The following is a 17619-nucleotide window of genomic DNA, read 5'->3' on the forward strand; positions in this document are numbered from 1 at the left end:
ATTATAGATGATCAATCTCTCAAATGCCTATTTTTCAGCATTTTTAGTTTTGTATGCACCCTAGTTTCATACTCTATTTTCACACAAATGTAAAAAACCTACACCTGTCAGAGGTGGAGTGCCCCAACACCGGAAGTCAACGATTAAACTTCTCTTTGCCCCTTCTTGATTCTAATGACAATTTTTTACACCGAGTTGAGGTTACTTAAGTCTTTTAGCAAATCCGATTGTAGCTTTACACTATTTTTACATATCAATAAACACAATGAAGATTCGGTAATAATGATTTTTCCATTAAGCAAACTTTCGTAAAAAAGGATAGAGTATTTTTAGATATTGTATTACTATCAATTATACACACTAATGCAAATATTATTTTTTAGTTAAAGATATAGTCGGCAAATCATAATAATTGCCTACATTTTTCATTTTTAGTTAATAGTTAAGACAGAGATTAAGTAAAATTGAGAAATAGGCTATTGTACGGATAATAAATCGATTAGCTAGATATTTAAAAACCTTTTTTTATACATAAATATTATATCATAACTAGCCGACAAACTAGGAGCAAAAGCTACAACCCTTTAAGCTAATAGCATTTTTCCAACCTTACAGCTAAAGAGGCTTTGTTTTTGTATTCACATACTCCTAGTATTAAGGCATTAATTTGTAGTCTCATATAGGATTTGTATAAACACATATTACAATAAATAATAATTTAAAAAATTGGGTTTCCTGATGGAGCCTATACATAAAAAATGCAGATAAATAGCCAAACTTCAGAATATAAGAAAAATATTCCGTTAGATACCTTAACTCACATCATCGGCACTCAAGTTTTACAGGAATGGAATGACACCCAAGTAATTCATCATCAGGATCTGTGCATTCATCAAATGTTTGAGATCCAAGTAGAGCGATCGCCCCAAGCAATTGCTGTAGTATGTGAAAATACACAACTTACTTATCAGCAACTAAACCAACGGGCGAATCAACTAGCGCACCACCTACGTTCTTTAGGCGTTGGTCCAGAAGTACTTGTAGGTATATGCCTGGAGCGCTCCTTAGAGATGATTGTAGGACTCTTGGGAATCCTCAAAGCTGGAGGCGCTTATGTGCCTCTAGATCCAGCATATCCTTTAGAACGTTTAGCTTTCATCTTGGAAGACACTCAGACACCAGTATTGTTAACCCAAGAAAAATTGGTCAAGAACTTACCACCACATCAGGCACAAGTGGTTTGTCTGGATTTAGACTCGCAAGGGAATATCCAAAACAGTCAAGAAAACCTTGTAAATCAAACTACAACTGATAACCTTATCTACGTAATCTACACATCTGGCTCTACAGGACAGCCTAAGGGTGTGATGATTCCTCACCGCGGTATCTGCAATCAACTCCACTGGAAGCAAACAACTTTTGGATTAACTCACACAGACAAAGTTTTACTAACTATTTCTTTTAGCTTCGACCCTTCAGTGTGGCAGATATTCTGGCCATTATGCTTTGGGGGCCAATTGTTCATAGCTCGCCCTGGTGGACATCAAGATACAGCCTACCTTGTGAAGGTAATTACTGAGCAGCAAATCACAGTTCTGGCTTTAGTACCTTCTATACTGCGTGTCTTATTGGAAGAGAAGGGAATTGAAAATTGCCGATTCATCAGACACATAACCTGCGGCGGTGAAGCTTTACCTGGCGAACTTATAGAACGCTTCTTTGCCCAACTGAATTTGGATAATGTTTTACATAATTGTTATGGCCCGACAGAAGCTTCCATTGATACCACTTTCTGGAGTTGCCAACAGAGAACTAATTATGCTATAGCACCCATTGGTCGTCCGATTACCAATGCAGAGATTTACATCCTCGATGAAAATTTGCAGCCAGTGCCTGTTGGTGAATCAGGTGAACTGCACATTGGCGGTATTGGTCTAGCACGAGGCTATCTTAACCGTCCAGAATTGACCACAGAGAAGTTTATTTTCAACCCTTTTAGCTCTGAACCTGGGGCACGTCTTTACAAAACTGGAGACTTGGCTCGTTATTTGAATGATGGTAATATCGAGTTCCTTGGTCGCATTGACCACCAAGTTAAAATACGTGGTTTCCGAATTGAATTAGGAGAAATTGAAGCCATACTAGCTCAACATCCGGCACTGACGCAAACTTTAGTCATAGCTAGAGAGGATGTGTTTGGGGACAAGCGACTTGTGGCATATATTGTTGCTAGTTCAGAGCAAATTCCTAGTCAGGCTGAATTGCGTGGCTTTTTGGAAACTCGGTTGCCTGAATACATGGTGCCTGGTTTCTTTGTATTTTTGGACACTCTACCATTAAATCCTAACGGTAAGATAGACCGTCACGCCTTACCTGCACCGGATACATGTAATATTAGGCTCTCTACTAACTTTGTTTCACCTCAGAATTCCACAGAAGAAGTCTTAGCTGGCATTTGGGCAAAGGTTTTACGTCTCGAACAAATAGGCATCCACGACAATTTTTTTGAATTGGGAGGTCATTCACTGTTGGCCACTCAAGTAATATCTAGGGTTCGCCAAGCTTTTCAAATAGAAATACCATTGCAACTATTATTTGAAAATCCGACGATCGCTACTTTAGCTCAAGCGATTGCTCAAAACCAAACTCCAGAAAACGATCCCCAAAATCAGACCATTCTCCAAATAACCAATCGGGAATTAGCCCCTTTATCTTTTGCCCAACAGCGAGTCTGGTTTTTGGAGCAGTTGGAACCCAACAGTACTGCATACATCGTCTCCAATGCACAGCGCTTAACGGGCAAGTTAAACGTCGGTGTATTACAACAGTCACTAGATGCGATCGTTGTCCATCATGAGGCTTTACGAACTAACTTTATTAGATCATCTGATGGTAGCCCCATACAAGTAATTGGTACGCCTCGGTCAGTAGAACTCAAAATTATTAAAGTAACAAAAGAACAAGTAGAATTTCTCCTAAATCAAGAGGTGCAACGCCCATTTAACTTAGAATTTGACTTGATGTTGCGAGCTACTTTGCTCGAAGTAGACGAACAGGAGCATATACTCTTGTTAATGATGCACCACATCGCCTCGGATGGCTGGTCAATCGGCATTCTCTGGCAGCAGTTAACAGCGCTCTATGAAGCCTTTTTAAGCAGTAAGCCTTCTCCCTTGGCAAAATTACCCATTCAGTATGCCGATTTTGCTGTGTGGCAGCACCAATGGCTATCAGATGAGGTACTTTCCAGCCAAATTAACTATTGGAAAACCCAGTTAGCAGGTGCTAATACTGTACTGGAATTGCCTATCGACCGACCACGGCCACCAGTGCAAACTTACCAAGGAGCAACCCAATCTCTGATACTATCGCAGACTTTGAGTGCATCACTCACAAAACTCTCACATCAGGAGGGTGTCACTCTATTCATGACATTGCTAGCGGCCTTTGGAACAATATTGCACCGCTACACTGGGCAAGAAGATATTCTCATCGGTTCTCCCATTGCCGGCCGTAACCGTTCTGAGATTGAAGGGCTAATCGGATTTTTTATTAACACCGTTGTTTTACGGACTGATTTTGCTGGCAACCCTAGTTTTCGTTCAGTGCTAAATCGAGTTCGCCAGATGGCATTAGCTGCTTATGCTCATCAAGATATGCCCTTTGAGAAACTGGTAGAAGAACTGCAACCAGAGCGAGATACCAGTCGCAACCCACTGTTTCAAGTGTGGTTTAATATGCTTAACTTAAGGGACGTTCAACTGGAACTACCTGGAGTGGCTATAGAACGAGTCTCGATCCTAGAAACAGCTTCTAAGTTTGACTTAACCCTTTACGTTACAGAACAAAATCAAGGAATCCAACTTGATTTAGTTTACAACACCGATCTGTTTACTTCAAAACGGATGATGGAAATGCTTCATCAATTCCATCACTTGCTAAATCAAATTGTTGCTTCTCCAGAGAGGCAGATTAGTTTATATTCCTTGGTGACGTCAGAAGCGAGACCTTTGCTGCCAGAGCCAAGGGTGGTTCTGTCAGAACCACAGTATGAGTTGACGACAACAATGTTTACCTCTTGGGTAAATCGTACCCCAGAACATTCATCACTTCGTCAAGGATTTCGTACTTGGAATTATGAAGAATTGGGCAAAATCGCTCAAACCTTAGCACAGGTTTTGTTATCTCACGGAGTAGAGCGGGGAGATGTCGTAGCCGTGTTTGGGACACGCAGCTTTGGGCTAATTGCTAGTATGCTTGGCGTACTCTTGAGTGGTGGTGTGCTACTCACCCTCGATCCAAAACTTCCCAGCCAACGCCAACGGCTGATGCTACAGGAAGCTAAAGCTAAATACATATTATATATTGATGGTCAGTGTCCAGAAGACGAAAAGATAGGAAAGTCTTTAACAATCATCTATGTCAACCCAGACACAGGAGAAGCCATAAATTCAATCAAAAAAAGCATTGAAGCCGTAAATCTACCTGAAATCGCTGACGACGATGCAGCTTATATTTTCTTTACTTCCGGCACTACTGGTGTCCCGAAAGGGGTGTTGGGGTGTCATAAAGGGTTGGCGCATTTTCTGAACTGGCAGCGACAGACCTTTGAAATTAATCAGCAAGACCGCGTTGCTCAATTAACTGGTCTTTCTTTTGATGTCGTTCTGAGAGATATTTTCTTACCTTTGACTAGTGGTGCAACCCTCTGTTTGCCAGAAGAAGAGGATAATCTAGAACCGACTCGAATTCTGCGTTATTTGGAAAATGAGCAAATTTCTGTACTTCATACAGTTCCTTCGCTGGCGCAATTATGGTTAGCCAATGTGCCATCAGGAGTCTCTTTACGTAACTTACGCTGGTTGTTCTTGGCTGGAGAACCTCTGAAAGAAACCCTTGTACTTCGGTGGCGGGATGCTTTTCCAGAATCAGGTGAAATAGTTAATCTCTATGGCCCAACAGAGACAACTTTGGCAAAGTGTTATTACCAAATACCTGTTGAGTGTACACCAGGCATACAGCCAGTAGGATTGCCGCTGCCTCAAACCCAAGCACTAGTTTTCACACCAAATCACCAACCATGCGGTATCGGTGAACCAGGCGAGATTGTAATCCGAACTCCATTCCGCAGTTTGGGTTACATCAATGCCCAGGAAGAAAACAGTTCTCGGTTTGTCAAGAATCCTTTTCGGAACGATCAACAGGATTGGCTTTATTATACAGGCGATCGCGGATGCTATCGTCCAGATGGCTCTCTAGAAATTCTCGGTCGCCAAGATCATCAAGTCAAGATCCGAGGAATACGCATTGAGCCTGGGGAAATTGAAACGGTGTTAGCCCAACACCCAGATGTACTCCAGACTGTAGTCATTGCCCGTGAAGATGTTCCTGGCGATCAACGTTTGGTGGCTTACATTATACCAAATCAAGACTCAGCAATTGCGATTACTGATATCCGTAGCTTATTGTCGACAAAATTGCCACAGTACATGCTACCTTCGGCTTTTGTCGTGCTGGACACCATGCCCTTAACTCCCAACGGTAAGGTAGACCGTCGCGCTTTACCAGCACCAGACTTATCAAGGCAAGAACCAGAAGCCAGCTTTGTTGCTCCCCGCAATCAAGTGGAACACCAGTTAACACAGATTTGGGAACAAATTTTAGGTGTCCAGCCCATTGGTGTTAAGGATAACTTCTTCGAGCTAGGAGGACATTCTATCTTAGCAGTAAAACTGTTTTGGCAAATTGAAAAGATATTCAGTAAAAACCTGCCACTTGCCATTCTTTTCCAGTCAGGGACTGTAGAGGCTTTAGCTAAAATAATCTGCCAAGAAGAAGATTTAACAAAAAACTCGGCTTTAGTAAATACCTTAGACCAATCAAAATCTTGGTCATCCTTAGTAAAAATTCAATCCAACGGCTCCAAGCCACCTTTCTTCTGTATTCATGGACTGGGTGGAGAAGTCTTATGTTTCCGTGAATTGGCATTGCATCTGGGGATAGAACAACCATTTTACGGATTACAACCACGGGGACTAGATGGAAAACACCCTCTTCATACCCGCATTGAAGATATGGCAGCGCACTACATTCAAGAAATTCAGACCCTTCAACCTCATGGTCCTTATTTTCTTGGAGGTTATTCCTTTGGAGGTACAGTTGCCTTCGAGATGGCTCGACAACTCCATGAGCAAGGCGAACAAGTTGGCATTTTAGTTATGATTGATAGTTGTCGTATAGGTTATAGCTGGCAGGCGCCATTTCTCAAGCGAGTTTTTTTGCATTTAAAAAATATTGTTCAGCAAGGGCCTAATTACCTTTGGCAAAAGGTTGTGAGATGGAGTTATTGGCGTAAGCAAGAACTGCAAAATACATATAACCGTTACTTGGAAGACGTACTTCATGTACCTGAAACTGACAAGCATTTAAAGGTTATAGATACTAACACTCAAGCTATCAGTGACTATATTTTTTCACCTTACCTTGGTCGAGCTATTCTTTTGCGGACAGAGGATAAAAATCGGGACGAAATTATAGGCACAGAATACGCTCCTCAATTCGGCTGGGACGAGGTAGTAGTTGGAGGATTAGATATTCATTACATTCCCGGATCTCACCTTAACATACTTAATGAACCCCATGTACAAGTGTTAGCTGAAAAATTGAGAAATTGCTTAACTCAAGCGCAGTCTCAGTCTGCAAAGAATTAATTTGAACTTTTTTGTTAGTTCAGCTTCGCACAACTCAGCATTGCTGGGTCGTTTTGCCATTTCTTGGTCTAAACTTGAGAGAATGATAGAAAAATTCTTGCTAGTGGTAACTAGGGTGAGATAATTATTCTGTGGAACTGGAATATTGGTAGGTAAAAATCCAATAACCAAAAGATCTGACCGATTTAATAATGCGATGAATATTGCTAGTGTCACAGATTGAACAGAGGAAATGATTGTGGCACTAAAAGCTAAAATGACTATCGTTTTTAGATTTTAAGTTGGTAAGCAATCCACAATCCACTGATGCTATATAGAAGATTTGGACGCACAGAATTACAGATGCCAGTGTTTTCCTGCGGTGGCATGAGATATCAGTTCAAATGGGAGGATATTCCCAATCATGAAATTCCTGCTGATAATCAGGCGAATCTGGAAGCGACTATTAGAAGGGCAGTCGAGGTTGGGATCAATCATATTGAAACTGCCCGTGGTTATGGCACTTCTGAAATGCAATTGGGGAGAATATTGCCCAAGTTTCCCCGCGAAAAGTTAATTGTTCAGACAAAAGTAAATCCAAAGACAGATGCGAAAGAGTTCCGGGCGATATTTGAAGAATCCTTGAAAAATCTCCAGCTAGATTATGTTGACCTTTTAGGGTTGCACGGCATCAATCATCCTGAGTCGTTAGATGACAGCATCCGTCCAGGTGGCTGTTTGGAAGTAGCGCAGCAGTTGCAAGCAGAGGGAAAAGTTAGATTTATTGGCTTTTCCACACACGGTTCAACAGATATGATTGTGCAGACAATTAATACCAATCTATTTGATTATGTGAACCTGCACTGGTACTACATTAATCAATGGAATTGGGCAGCAATTGAAGCAGCTAAACACCACGATATAGGGGTGTTTATTATTAGCCCATCTGATAAAGGAGGTTTGTTATATAAACCACCACAAAAATTAGTAAATCTTTGCGCCCCGTTGAGTCCAATGGTATTTAATGATTTGTTTTGTTTGAGTCATCAAGAGGTACATACCTTAAGCTTGGGAGCAGCAAAACCAGAAGATTTTGATGAACACCTGAAGACTTTAGAATTAGTAGATCGGGCATCAGAAATTTTGCCACCAATTTTAGCAAGGTTGGAAGAAGAAGCGATCGCTACTTTGGGAGAAGATTGGGTAAAATCCTGGGAAACCAATCTACCAAATTTTGACGAAACCCCTGGTGAGGTAAATATTCGGGTGATTTTGTGGCTGCGGAATTTAGCGATCGCCTATGATTTAGTAGACTATGCCAAAATGCGCTACAACCTGCTTGGCAATGGCGGGCACTGGTTTCCCGGCAACCAAGCCGATCGGCTAGACGAATTAGACTTGCGGCAATGTCTCGCCCGTAATCCCTACGCCGATAAAATCCCCCAACTCCTGAAACAAGCTCATCAGTTGTTGGCAGGTGAAGCAGTCAAACGTCTATCTCGCACTTAATAAATTGCATAAATTGGGCATTGGTTATGGTGCATGAGAAATAGGAAACAATAATTATCAATGCCCAATGCCCAATACTAGTCAGATTTTTTCGTATCTGCTGATTTAGATGCCTTCGGTACGATTAGCACCTTATCAACGCGATTACCATCCATATCCATCACTTCAATACGCATACTTTGCCATTCAAAATAATCTGCTGCGGTGGGAATACGACCTAAATGGGTGATCACAAAACCGCCTAATGTTTGATAACTGCCGCGTTCCTCAGATTCCCACTCTTCCATACCAAAAAGTTCCAAAAACTCCTCTACAGGCAACATCCCATCCAAAAGCCAGGAACCATCTTCGCGTTGTACAGCTTGTGGTTGATCCTGTCCATCTGTTGAAGGAACATCACCCACGATTTCACTCATGATGTCGTTGAGAGTGACTAATCCTTGAATTACGCCGTATTCATCCACTACCAGCGCCATGTGAGTTATAGTTTGCTTGAACAATTCCAAAACCTTCAAGCCACGGGTGCTTTCTGGCACAAATACGGGTTGTCGCAATCCGATCGTTAAATCCAGTGGTTCCCCTCGGAAACTCCTGGCTAATAAGTCGGTGACAGGAATAACACCCAGCACATTGTCAAGTCCTCCCTGACAAACTGGATAGCGAGAATAAGCACTATCAACCATTTTTTGGCGATTTTCTTCGGCAGAGTCGTCTAAGTCTAGCCAAACAATATCGGGACGGGGTGTCATTAAGTAGCTGACAGGGCGATCGCCTAAACGAAAGACTCGCTCTACCATATCCTGTTCAGCTTCCTCAAAGGTTCCTGCCTCAGTGCCTTGCTCAATTAAGATTTTAATTTCTTCTTCGGTGACTTGCGGCTCGGTAGAAGCTGTAATTCCCAGTACTCGTAAGATCAAATCTGTAGAAGCACTTAAAAGATATACCATTGGCGAAGTGATCGCCGACAAAGCACGCATTGGAATAGCTACAATCGAGGCAATCCTTTCTGGGTTGTTTAATGCCAGACGCTTCGGTACCAATTCGCCAACAATGAGTGATAAATAGGTGATGATCAAAACCACTATTCCAAAAGATAGCGGTTCACTATAAGGTGCTAACAAAGGGACAAGTTTTACATAGACTGCCAGTCGGTTGGCAATTGTTGCTCCTCCAAAAGCACCAGTCAGGATACCGATCAGGGAAATACCCACTTGAACAGTTGACAGGAAATGATTTGGAGACTCCGCTAGTTTCAATGCTGCCTTTGCCTTGGCATCTCCTTGATTGGCAAGCTGCTGTAGTCTAACTTTCCGTGCCGAGACAATCGCCATCTCAGACATAGAAAATACGCCATTGGCAATAATTAGCACCAAAATGATTAAAATTTCAAAAGTTATGGAGGACATGTTTAAAATTGCCGCTTATCAGAGCGAACGTAGCTCAATCCCTAGTATCTAGTATTAAAGGTGTTTCGATAAATGCTTTGACTATACATAAAGTAATAGTTATAGTTCTTAAGTTTATTAGTCGCTGGGCATTATTCTTCCACCGAATAAATAAGAAAGCTGTTAACACTTTTAAAATAGTTGACATAAACTGCCTCAAGATTTGCTGACTCACAAAGACTCCCATCGCTAGTAGTACTTATGTCATTTTCTTCTATTGTGCGTGCCTTAGGCCGATCGCCGCTCACTACTGAATTTCTTTCTAAGCTGAATCGACAACAAGAATTGCGGTTAAATGGCATTCCCAGGCTGCCCAAGACTCTAGTGGCTTCGGCATTAGCACAAGCTCAGGGCAAGGATTTATTTGTGGTTTGCGCCACTCTGGAAGAAGCTGGACGCGTTTACGCACAACTGGAGGCAATGGGATGGCAAACAGTACATTTTTACCCCACCTCCGAGGCTTCTCCCTACGAACCTTTTGACCCGGAAACTGAGATGAGTTGGGGGCAAATGCAGGTATTGGCAGATTTGGGAATGGGGCATGGGGAAGAAAAACCCCCAAGTTCTAATTCTCAGTTACCCAAGATGGCGATTGTGGCTACTCAAGGAGCGCTGCAACCTCATTTACCTCCACCAGAAGCTTTTGAGCAATTCTGTCTTACCCTGAAGCGGGGGATGGAATTAGACTTGAAAGCCTTCAGTGAGAAAATAACTGTTCTGGGGTACGAAAGAGTGCCTTTAGTGGAAACGGAAGGACAATGGAGCCGACGGGGCGATATTGTTGATGTGTTCCCGGTTTCCTCTGAGTTACCAGTCCGGTTGGAATGGTTTGGCGATGAAATCGAGCAAATGCGAGAATTTGACCCAGCAACTCAACGTTCAGCCCTCGACAAAGTTGACCAGTTAATTCTGACCCCCACAAGCTTTACTCCTGTGGTGATGGCTGCACTGAAAAATAGTGCTGAGTTCCGAGTGCTGAGTGCTGAGTTAAATTCTGAAGCAGAACTTAGCACTGAGAACTCATCAATGATGGAGGGTAGTCGTCGCTTTTTGGGGTTAGCTTTCGAGCAACCAGCATCTCTGCTGAACTACTTAGCAAAAAATACCTTGATTGCCATTGATGAGCCAGAACAGTGTCATGCTCATAGCGATCGCTGGGTAGAAAATGCCCAAGAACAATGGGGAATAACGCATGGGCAAGAATCTACTCCCTTAACATTGCCGAAAATACACCGTTCGTTTGATGACTGTCTGGTTGATGTTGCCAAGTTTAAAACATTATATTTATCGGAACTGTCAGAGGAAAATGATGGAATAAATCTTGCTAGCCGTCCTATTCCAACCACGCCACACCAGTTTGCTAAACTAGCTGAAACCATCCGCCAAGAACGCGATCGCAATTTCTCGATCTGGTTGCTTTCTGCTCAACCTTCGCGTTCTGTCTCGCTGTTGCAAGAACATGATTGTCCGGCTCAGTTTATACCCAATCCGCGTGACTACCAAGCAATAGATAAGCTCCAAATCAATCACATTCCCGTAGCCCTAAAATATTCTGGTCTTGCGGAACTAGAAGGTTTTATTCTGCCTACATACCGATTGGTAATTGTCACAGATCGGGAGTTTTTTGGGCAGCACTCCTTGGCGACTCCCGGCTATATCCGCAAGCGCCACAAAGCTACTTCTAAACAAGTCGATCCTAATAAGCTGCGTCCGGGCGATTATGTGGTTCACAGAAATCATGGTGTTGGTAAATTTGTCAAGCTGGAAAGTTTGACGATTAATAACGAAACCCGTGATTACTTGGTGGTACAGTATGCTGATGGGTTACTCAGAGTCGCAGCTGATCAAGTAGGTGCTTTATCGCGGTTCCGGGCCGCAGGTGAGAAAGCACCAGAACTCAATCGGATGACCGGTAAAGCTTGGGAAAATACGAAGAATAAAGTCCGCAAAGCGATCAAAAAATTGGCGGTGGACTTGTTGAAACTGTATGCAGCGCGATCGCAACAACAAGGTTTTAGCTTTCCAGATGATATGCCTTGGCAGGAGGAATTAGAAGATTCTTTCCCCTACCAACCCACAACGGATCAGCTCAAAGCTGTACAAGATGTAAAACGCGACATGGAAAGCGATCGCCCAATGGATCGCTTAGTTTGTGGCGATGTCGGTTTTGGGAAGACGGAAGTGGCGATTCGTGCTATTTTTAAAGCAGTCACCGCCGGAAAACAAGTGGCACTCCTTGCGCCAACGACTATTTTAACACAGCAGCATTACCATACACTCAAAGAACGTTTTGCACCTTACCCCGTAAATGTCGGTTTACTTAACCGTTTTCGTTCCGCTGAAGAACGCCGCGATATTCAAAAGCGATTGGCAACGGGTGAATTAGATGTAGTGGTTGGTACACATCAACTTTTGGGTAAAGGCGTGTCATTCCGCGATTTAGGACTGTTGGTAGTAGATGAAGAACAGCGATTTGGGGTAAACCAGAAAGAGAAAATTAAAAGCCTGAAAACTCAGGTGGACGTGCTAACCCTCTCTGCCACTCCCATTCCCCGGACTTTGTATATGTCCTTGTCAGGAATTCGGGAAATGAGTTTGATTACTACACCACCCCCAACCAGACGACCGATTAAAACCCATCTATCACCAATTAATTCCGAAAGTATCCGCACTGCGATTCGTCAAGAATTAGACAGGGGTGGACAAGTATTTTATGTAGTTCCACGAGTGGATGGAATTGAAGAGACAACAGCCAATTTACGAGAAGTGATACCGGGAGCTAGATTTGCGATCGCTCACGGTCAAATGGATGAAAGCGAGTTAGAATCAACCATGCTCACTTTCAGTAATGGTGATGCAGACATCCTTGTTTGTACGACAATTATTGAATCTGGCTTAGATATTCCGCGAGTCAACACCATTTTGATTGAAGATGCTCACCGCTTTGGATTGGCACAGCTGTATCAATTACGCGGTCGTGTGGGACGTGCAGGGATACAAGCTCATGCTTGGTTATTTTATCCGAAACAACGGGCATTATCTGATGCGGCACGGCAACGATTAAGAGCGATTCAGGAATTTACTCAGTTAGGTTCTGGGTATCAACTAGCGATGCGCGATATGGAAATCAGAGGCGTGGGTAACTTGCTAGGTGCAGAACAATCCGGTCAAATGGATGCCATCGGTTTTGATTTATACATGGAAATGCTAGAAGAAGCAATTCGGGAAATCCGAGGACAAGAAATTCCCAAAGTTGACGATACCCAGATTGACCTCAACCTGACGGCGTTTATCCCAGCAGATTATATTACCGATTTGGATCAAAAGATGAGCGCATATCGGGCGGTGGCGACAGCTAAATCTAAATCAGAATTAAAACAGATTGCAGCCGAGTGGAGCGATCGCTATGGTACTTTACCAGTCCCTGCAAATCAACTTTTGCGAGTCATGGAACTCAAACAGCTAGCGAAAAACCTCGGATTTAGTCGGATTAAACCAGAAAACAAGCAGCACGTCGTTTTAGAAACGCCGATGGAGGAACCAGGTTGGAATTTGTTGGCGGCGAATTTACCAGACAATCTCAAAACGCGCTTTGTGTATTCTCCAGGTAAAGTGACGGTGCGCGGGTTAGGAGTTTTTAAAGCAGACCAACAATTGCAGAATTTGATTGATGCTTTTGGGAGAATGCAGGGTGCGATTCCAGAGGCGGTTGGTGTTTGATAAGTAGAAAAAGATTATTCATCCAATGAAAACCTATGTCAGAGTATTTCCCTTATTCTGTATAGGTTTGAGGCTTGTTTCTGCCTCAAAAATGTTTAAGTCCCGTTAGGTTAGTTTTACCTCAACGTCTTTGCTTTTATTGTAAAACTGTCTTAAACTCTACTATTTCTACTATTTCAGCGCTCGCTATGGTACTTTACCAGTGTCGGCAAATCAACTTTTGCGACTTTTGCGAGTCATGGAACTCAAACAGCTAGCGAAAAAACTTGAATTTAGCCGGATTAAAACCAGAAAACAAGCAGCACATCGTTTTAGAAACGCCGATGCAGGAACCTACTTGGAATTTATTGGCGGTGAATTTATCAGAGAATCTTAAAATGTGCTTTGTGTATTCTCCTGGTAAAGTTACAGTGCGCGGTTTAGGAGTTTTTATGATAAATATTGGTGTTTAGACTAAGACATGGTTGGAGAGTGATGGTAGAAGATAATCGCTAAAAAAATACGGCAATGAAAATTAAAGTTAAAAATCTTGGTGCTTTAAAGCAAGCCGAATTCACACTTGGCGACCTGACGATCATTTGTGGCTGCAATAATACGGGCAAGACTTACGCTACTTATGCGTTGTTTGGCTTTTTATCTACTTGGCGACGAATGTTTGCGATCCAAATCAAGACCGATAAGATCAAACAGCTCCTTGCAGACGGCGTAATTCGTCTTGATATACAAGAATATATTAAACAGTCTGAGCAGATTGTGAAGACAGGTTGTCAGGCATATACTCAGGAATTACCGAAGATTTTTGCAGCATCGGCACAACGATTTAAAACAACAGACTTTCAGGTAAGCCTGGACATCCAAAATATTAGTTTAGCTTTTCAGTTTAGTCGGGAAATTACCTCCGGCGAGGCATCACTTTTCTCTATTACCAAAAGTGAAAAAAGCACAGAATGGGAAATCATTCAGCAACTTAAAGGTGCACAGTGTTTTATCGCCTATTGCCAACAAATTGGTAAAAAGTATTGGGGACAAAAGAATTTCCTTGATACTTATGTCTATCGCTTTGTCACCATCAGAAATATCAACATTTATAAGAAACCAACACGGGAAAAAATAACTGATGATCATGACAGTCCAGAGCGGATGTTAAAAATCAGTTCTCCACATTATCTTCAATTTAATCGTTTGATCTGAGGGAAAAATAATGGTACTGTATAGAAACTTCCCCAAGTTGCCCCACCTATCCTTGATCCAACAAATCGTTGGTTTTCAGCAGTGCGATCGCGCTTTGCTCTCACTCCAATTAATCGTACCCTAACAATTCCAACAGAGTGCAAGCAGAGATAATTTATAGTATGACTTTCATAACGATTGACAGCAATGACAGAGCTACTTGAACAAGCGATCGCCAAACTAAAAAAACAGTGACACAATTAACAGCAAAGCAATCTTAGTAAATTTCCAGATAATTTATAAATATTCAAAAAATACTTCAGGTACTAATCTGAATTCCCCAGATTTCAAGCGAGATATATCTATCCATAACGCTCTATGTTTATGATGTAGCGATTCGGAAAAAATTAAACTTTCCAGTTGATAAAATTTGGAATCAACAAAGTCACATTGAAAAAGCTGAATAATTTCATGACCTTGCCTACCATTAAATATAAATAGGTTCTCTATACAACCAAGATATTTAATATTTGTTAAGTCTGCCTGAATTTCCTCTTGAAACTCTCGTTCTAAGGCGGCACAGCTAGTTTCGCCAAATTCGACACCACCGCCTAAAGCACGATAAAACGTTTCTTGTTTTACGGGATCGTAGCCTTCAGAAAGAAATATGCGTTCGCTATCCCGAATTAGCCCCAAGGCTATTACCCGAATTTCGCCAGCTTTATTCATTTTTGTAACTAATTATCATAAATAGACTGAGGACGACTTTCGCTATCCTCAATAGGCCAATCTGGATTTTCACCACCGATGTACAATTCTTCAATGGTGACATATTCCTGACTTAGCTGTGTGAGAGCGTTGATTAAAATATCCAGAGCGATCGCATCACTGGTTCCTAAATCAAACCAACAACGTCCCCACTGTCCTTCATATTCAAACTCACCCATGTTGTGCATCAATGCTAGTAGGCTTTTGTCATAGCCTTGTTCATCATAATTCATGTAGCTGATATCGAGTCCAGTGTCCTGCACCTGAAGATTCTCAGCATTAAATGCACCCAATTTACCTAGATAAAACCAGGAATTGAAAACTTCTTCTACATACTGCTTTTCACGCGCAGAAGGATTTGTACTGAATTTCAGCCAAATCCACACATCAAAAGGATTAATTTCGCGAAACTGAATCTCCATTTTGGCCTAATATCTCAATTACTCTCCTGGAAATAAGCATATCAAAATGGGGAATAGGGCATAGGGAATGGGGCATAGGAAAAAAACTTAATGCCCAATGCCCAATTATCCAGGATTTTTAAGACTAACAGCACTTCTGCGTTCACGCTCAATTTGTTTGACTAAATCGCCTGGTAATTGTGATTTTTTAGTCAATGCTTTGTCAAAATTAGCGATCGCTTCCTGAATTATTTGCTGGCTATTTTCTTTTTGCCCCAGTTGTCTAAGAATTTGGGCTTTAAGATAATAAATTTCTGGATTATCGGATGTGGTTTTAATCGCTCGATTCACATATTCTAGTGCTTGTGGATACCTTTTTAAATCTCGGTAAGCAAGAGCAATACCCCGATCCACTAGATATTGAGGAGAAGCATTTTGTTCTAAGCGTCGAATTGCCTGATCTGGGCTAGCAAAAGGTAAATTAACCGCCAATAATAAATCCATATAACCTTTGATTAAATTCAGTTCTGGATCGTTGGCAGAAATTGCTTCGGCTTTGTCTAAATATTCATAAACTTGTCGCAGCTGACTCAAGGCTTGGGGTACACCGTTGACTGTACCTTTACGAGTGATAACTACTGCACCTTCTAAAAAATGACCAACAGCAGTGTATAAATTACCACGCAATGGATCGCTAGTAATTAGTTTTTGTCCTGTTTCTAGTGTTTTCTGACTGTAGGTGTCGAGTTTAGCCCAATCCTTATTTCCGTACGCTAAAGATGCCTTCATCGCATAAGCTAGAGGTTCATTTGGCTCTTTGGATAGTGCTTGTTCCAGATAACGATCTGCTGCTGGATAGTTGCCCTGTTGGAAAATCGCTTTAAAAGCTGCTTCTGTTTGGTCGCCAATTTGATGAGGTTCGCGATTGCGAAACGGATCGCCAGCCAGGGAGGGATTTACCCAGACATTAAATGCGATCACAGCTGCAAAAGCAGTCTGAGCAAAGGTAGTGAGTTTAGCAGACACTACTAATTGAGGCGAGGAAAACCTTTTAGTCATTTTAACCTCAGAGGATGTTTGAAAAGTATTGAATTAATTAATTAGGCGAGTCTTCTGAGCATTAACCGAATCATTACAATGTATACAAATGTTTTATAAATCTCTGGTAGAATCTCGTAATCTTGACTTAGACGACGACACCAGTTAAACCAACCAAAACTGCGCTCAACAACCCAACATTTTGGCAGAAGAATAAAACTTTTGGCATTTGTTGGACGGCGCACAACTTTTAAAACCCAACAGTAAGTATCCATCATCCATTTCAGAAATCTAACGCAAGTGATACCCGGCATCAACCCAAATACAGACAAGGCGTTTTAGGCGATGGCTAATTCGCTTCTTCTCTAGGGCAAATAATTTTTTTGCCCCTGCTTGGTCAGACTCGTAAGCGGATGTCATTAAGACTATCAGGACTAGTTTAAGGATATCAACCAAGAAATGTCGCTTACGCCTTTGACTTTTTTGCCTGAGTGATAATCAATTGCTTGTACCACCATTGTTCCAAAGTCAGGTTGCTTAGGTAAAATTTAGACATGGCTTTCGTAACACTGTCGCATTTGTTTCTACTGACACAGTACCGTTACTTGAGCTTTTTTTGACTTTCCAAACATCCTCTTAGAATGATACCTTTGTTATTGAGATTGGGATTAAGTTTTGAAGAAACTGCGAAAGAGTTAGGTTTGAGTCTAGAAGAGATTCAGCAAGAAATGCAAAAACAGTTTTCAAGTCAGGATACGTAACCTACAATTACAGCAGAATTCAGAATTCAGGAGCGGAGCCGGAGACGCTCCGCCAAGGCGTCAGAATGGGCTACGCCCCACGGCGCTAACAGAAGTAAAACAGGCTTGATACCCGGCT

At 42.0% G+C, this 17619-nt stretch carries 10 protein-coding genes and 1 pseudogene; 5 read left to right on the forward strand and 6 right to left on the reverse strand.

Features of this window, described 5'->3' with window-relative positions; genetic code table 11:
• The first annotated feature begins 758 nt into the window (after nucleotides 1–758).
• Nucleotides 759–6710, forward strand: a complete 5952-nt coding sequence (locus tag V7K56_RS06900) for an amino acid adenylation domain-containing protein (protein ID WP_334908858.1) — start codon at nucleotides 759–761, stop codon at nucleotides 6708–6710.
• A gap of 306 nt (nucleotides 6711–7016) precedes the next feature.
• Nucleotides 7017–8198 (forward strand): aldo/keto reductase, encoded by a 1182-nt coding sequence (locus tag V7K56_RS06905; protein ID WP_334908860.1) that lies wholly within the window; start codon nucleotides 7017–7019, stop codon nucleotides 8196–8198.
• Nucleotides 8199–8275: 77 nt separating this feature from the next.
• Here V7K56_RS06905 and V7K56_RS06910 read toward each other — a convergent pair whose 3' ends face one another.
• Nucleotides 8276–9604, reverse strand: coding sequence for a hemolysin family protein (locus V7K56_RS06910; RefSeq protein ID WP_334908862.1), 1329 nt, complete (start codon nucleotides 9602–9604; stop codon nucleotides 8276–8278).
• Nucleotides 9605–9844: 240 nt separating this feature from the next.
• Here V7K56_RS06910 and mfd point away from each other — a divergent pair, with 240 nt between their 5' ends.
• The 3 genes and pseudogenes from mfd to V7K56_RS06925 all read left to right on the forward strand — a co-directional run bounded on the left by mfd (nucleotide 9845) and on the right by V7K56_RS06925 (nucleotide 14554).
• Entirely contained in the window at nucleotides 9845–13363 is a 3519-nt protein-coding gene (gene mfd, locus V7K56_RS06915) for a transcription-repair coupling factor (RefSeq protein ID WP_334908863.1), read from the forward strand.
• A gap of 175 nt (nucleotides 13364–13538) precedes the next feature.
• Nucleotides 13539–13815, forward strand: a pseudogene (locus V7K56_RS36980) (hypothetical protein); the annotation flags it as partial.
• Between the two features lie 55 nt (nucleotides 13816–13870).
• A complete protein-coding gene (locus V7K56_RS06925; RefSeq protein ID WP_334908867.1) occupies nucleotides 13871–14554 on the forward strand; it encodes an AAA family ATPase in 684 nt (227 codons plus the stop codon).
• A 276-nt stretch (nucleotides 14555–14830) separates the two neighbouring features.
• Here V7K56_RS06925 and V7K56_RS06930 read toward each other — a convergent pair whose 3' ends face one another.
• The 5 genes from V7K56_RS06930 to V7K56_RS06950 form a co-directional block, all read right to left on the reverse strand.
• Nucleotides 14831–15262 carry an NUDIX hydrolase gene (locus V7K56_RS06930; protein WP_334908869.1) on the reverse strand — a complete coding sequence of 144 codons (432 nt, stop codon included), beginning with the start codon at nucleotides 15260–15262 and terminating at the stop codon, nucleotides 14831–14833.
• A gap of 8 nt (nucleotides 15263–15270) precedes the next feature.
• The gene (locus V7K56_RS06935; RefSeq protein WP_334908871.1) at nucleotides 15271–15723 is read right to left on the reverse strand and encodes a DUF3531 family protein; all 453 of its coding nucleotides are present in this window, start codon (nucleotides 15721–15723) and stop codon (nucleotides 15271–15273) included.
• Between the two features lie 105 nt (nucleotides 15724–15828).
• Nucleotides 15829–16761, reverse strand: a complete 933-nt coding sequence (locus V7K56_RS06940) for a Sll0314/Alr1548 family TPR repeat-containing protein (RefSeq protein WP_334908873.1) — start codon at nucleotides 16759–16761, stop codon at nucleotides 15829–15831.
• A gap of 41 nt (nucleotides 16762–16802) precedes the next feature.
• A complete protein-coding gene (locus V7K56_RS06945) occupies nucleotides 16803–17018 on the reverse strand; it encodes a transposase (RefSeq protein ID WP_334908875.1) in 216 nt (71 codons plus the stop codon).
• Nucleotides 17019–17031: 13 nt separating this feature from the next.
• Nucleotides 17032–17160 (reverse strand): hypothetical protein, encoded by a 129-nt coding sequence (locus V7K56_RS06950; RefSeq protein WP_334908876.1) that lies wholly within the window; start codon nucleotides 17158–17160, stop codon nucleotides 17032–17034.
• Between the last annotated feature and the right edge of the window lie 459 nt (nucleotides 17161–17619).

Source organism: Nostoc sp. (genome assembly GCF_036917535.1).
GTDB lineage: Bacteria > Cyanobacteriota > Cyanobacteriia > Cyanobacteriales > Nostocaceae > Nostoc.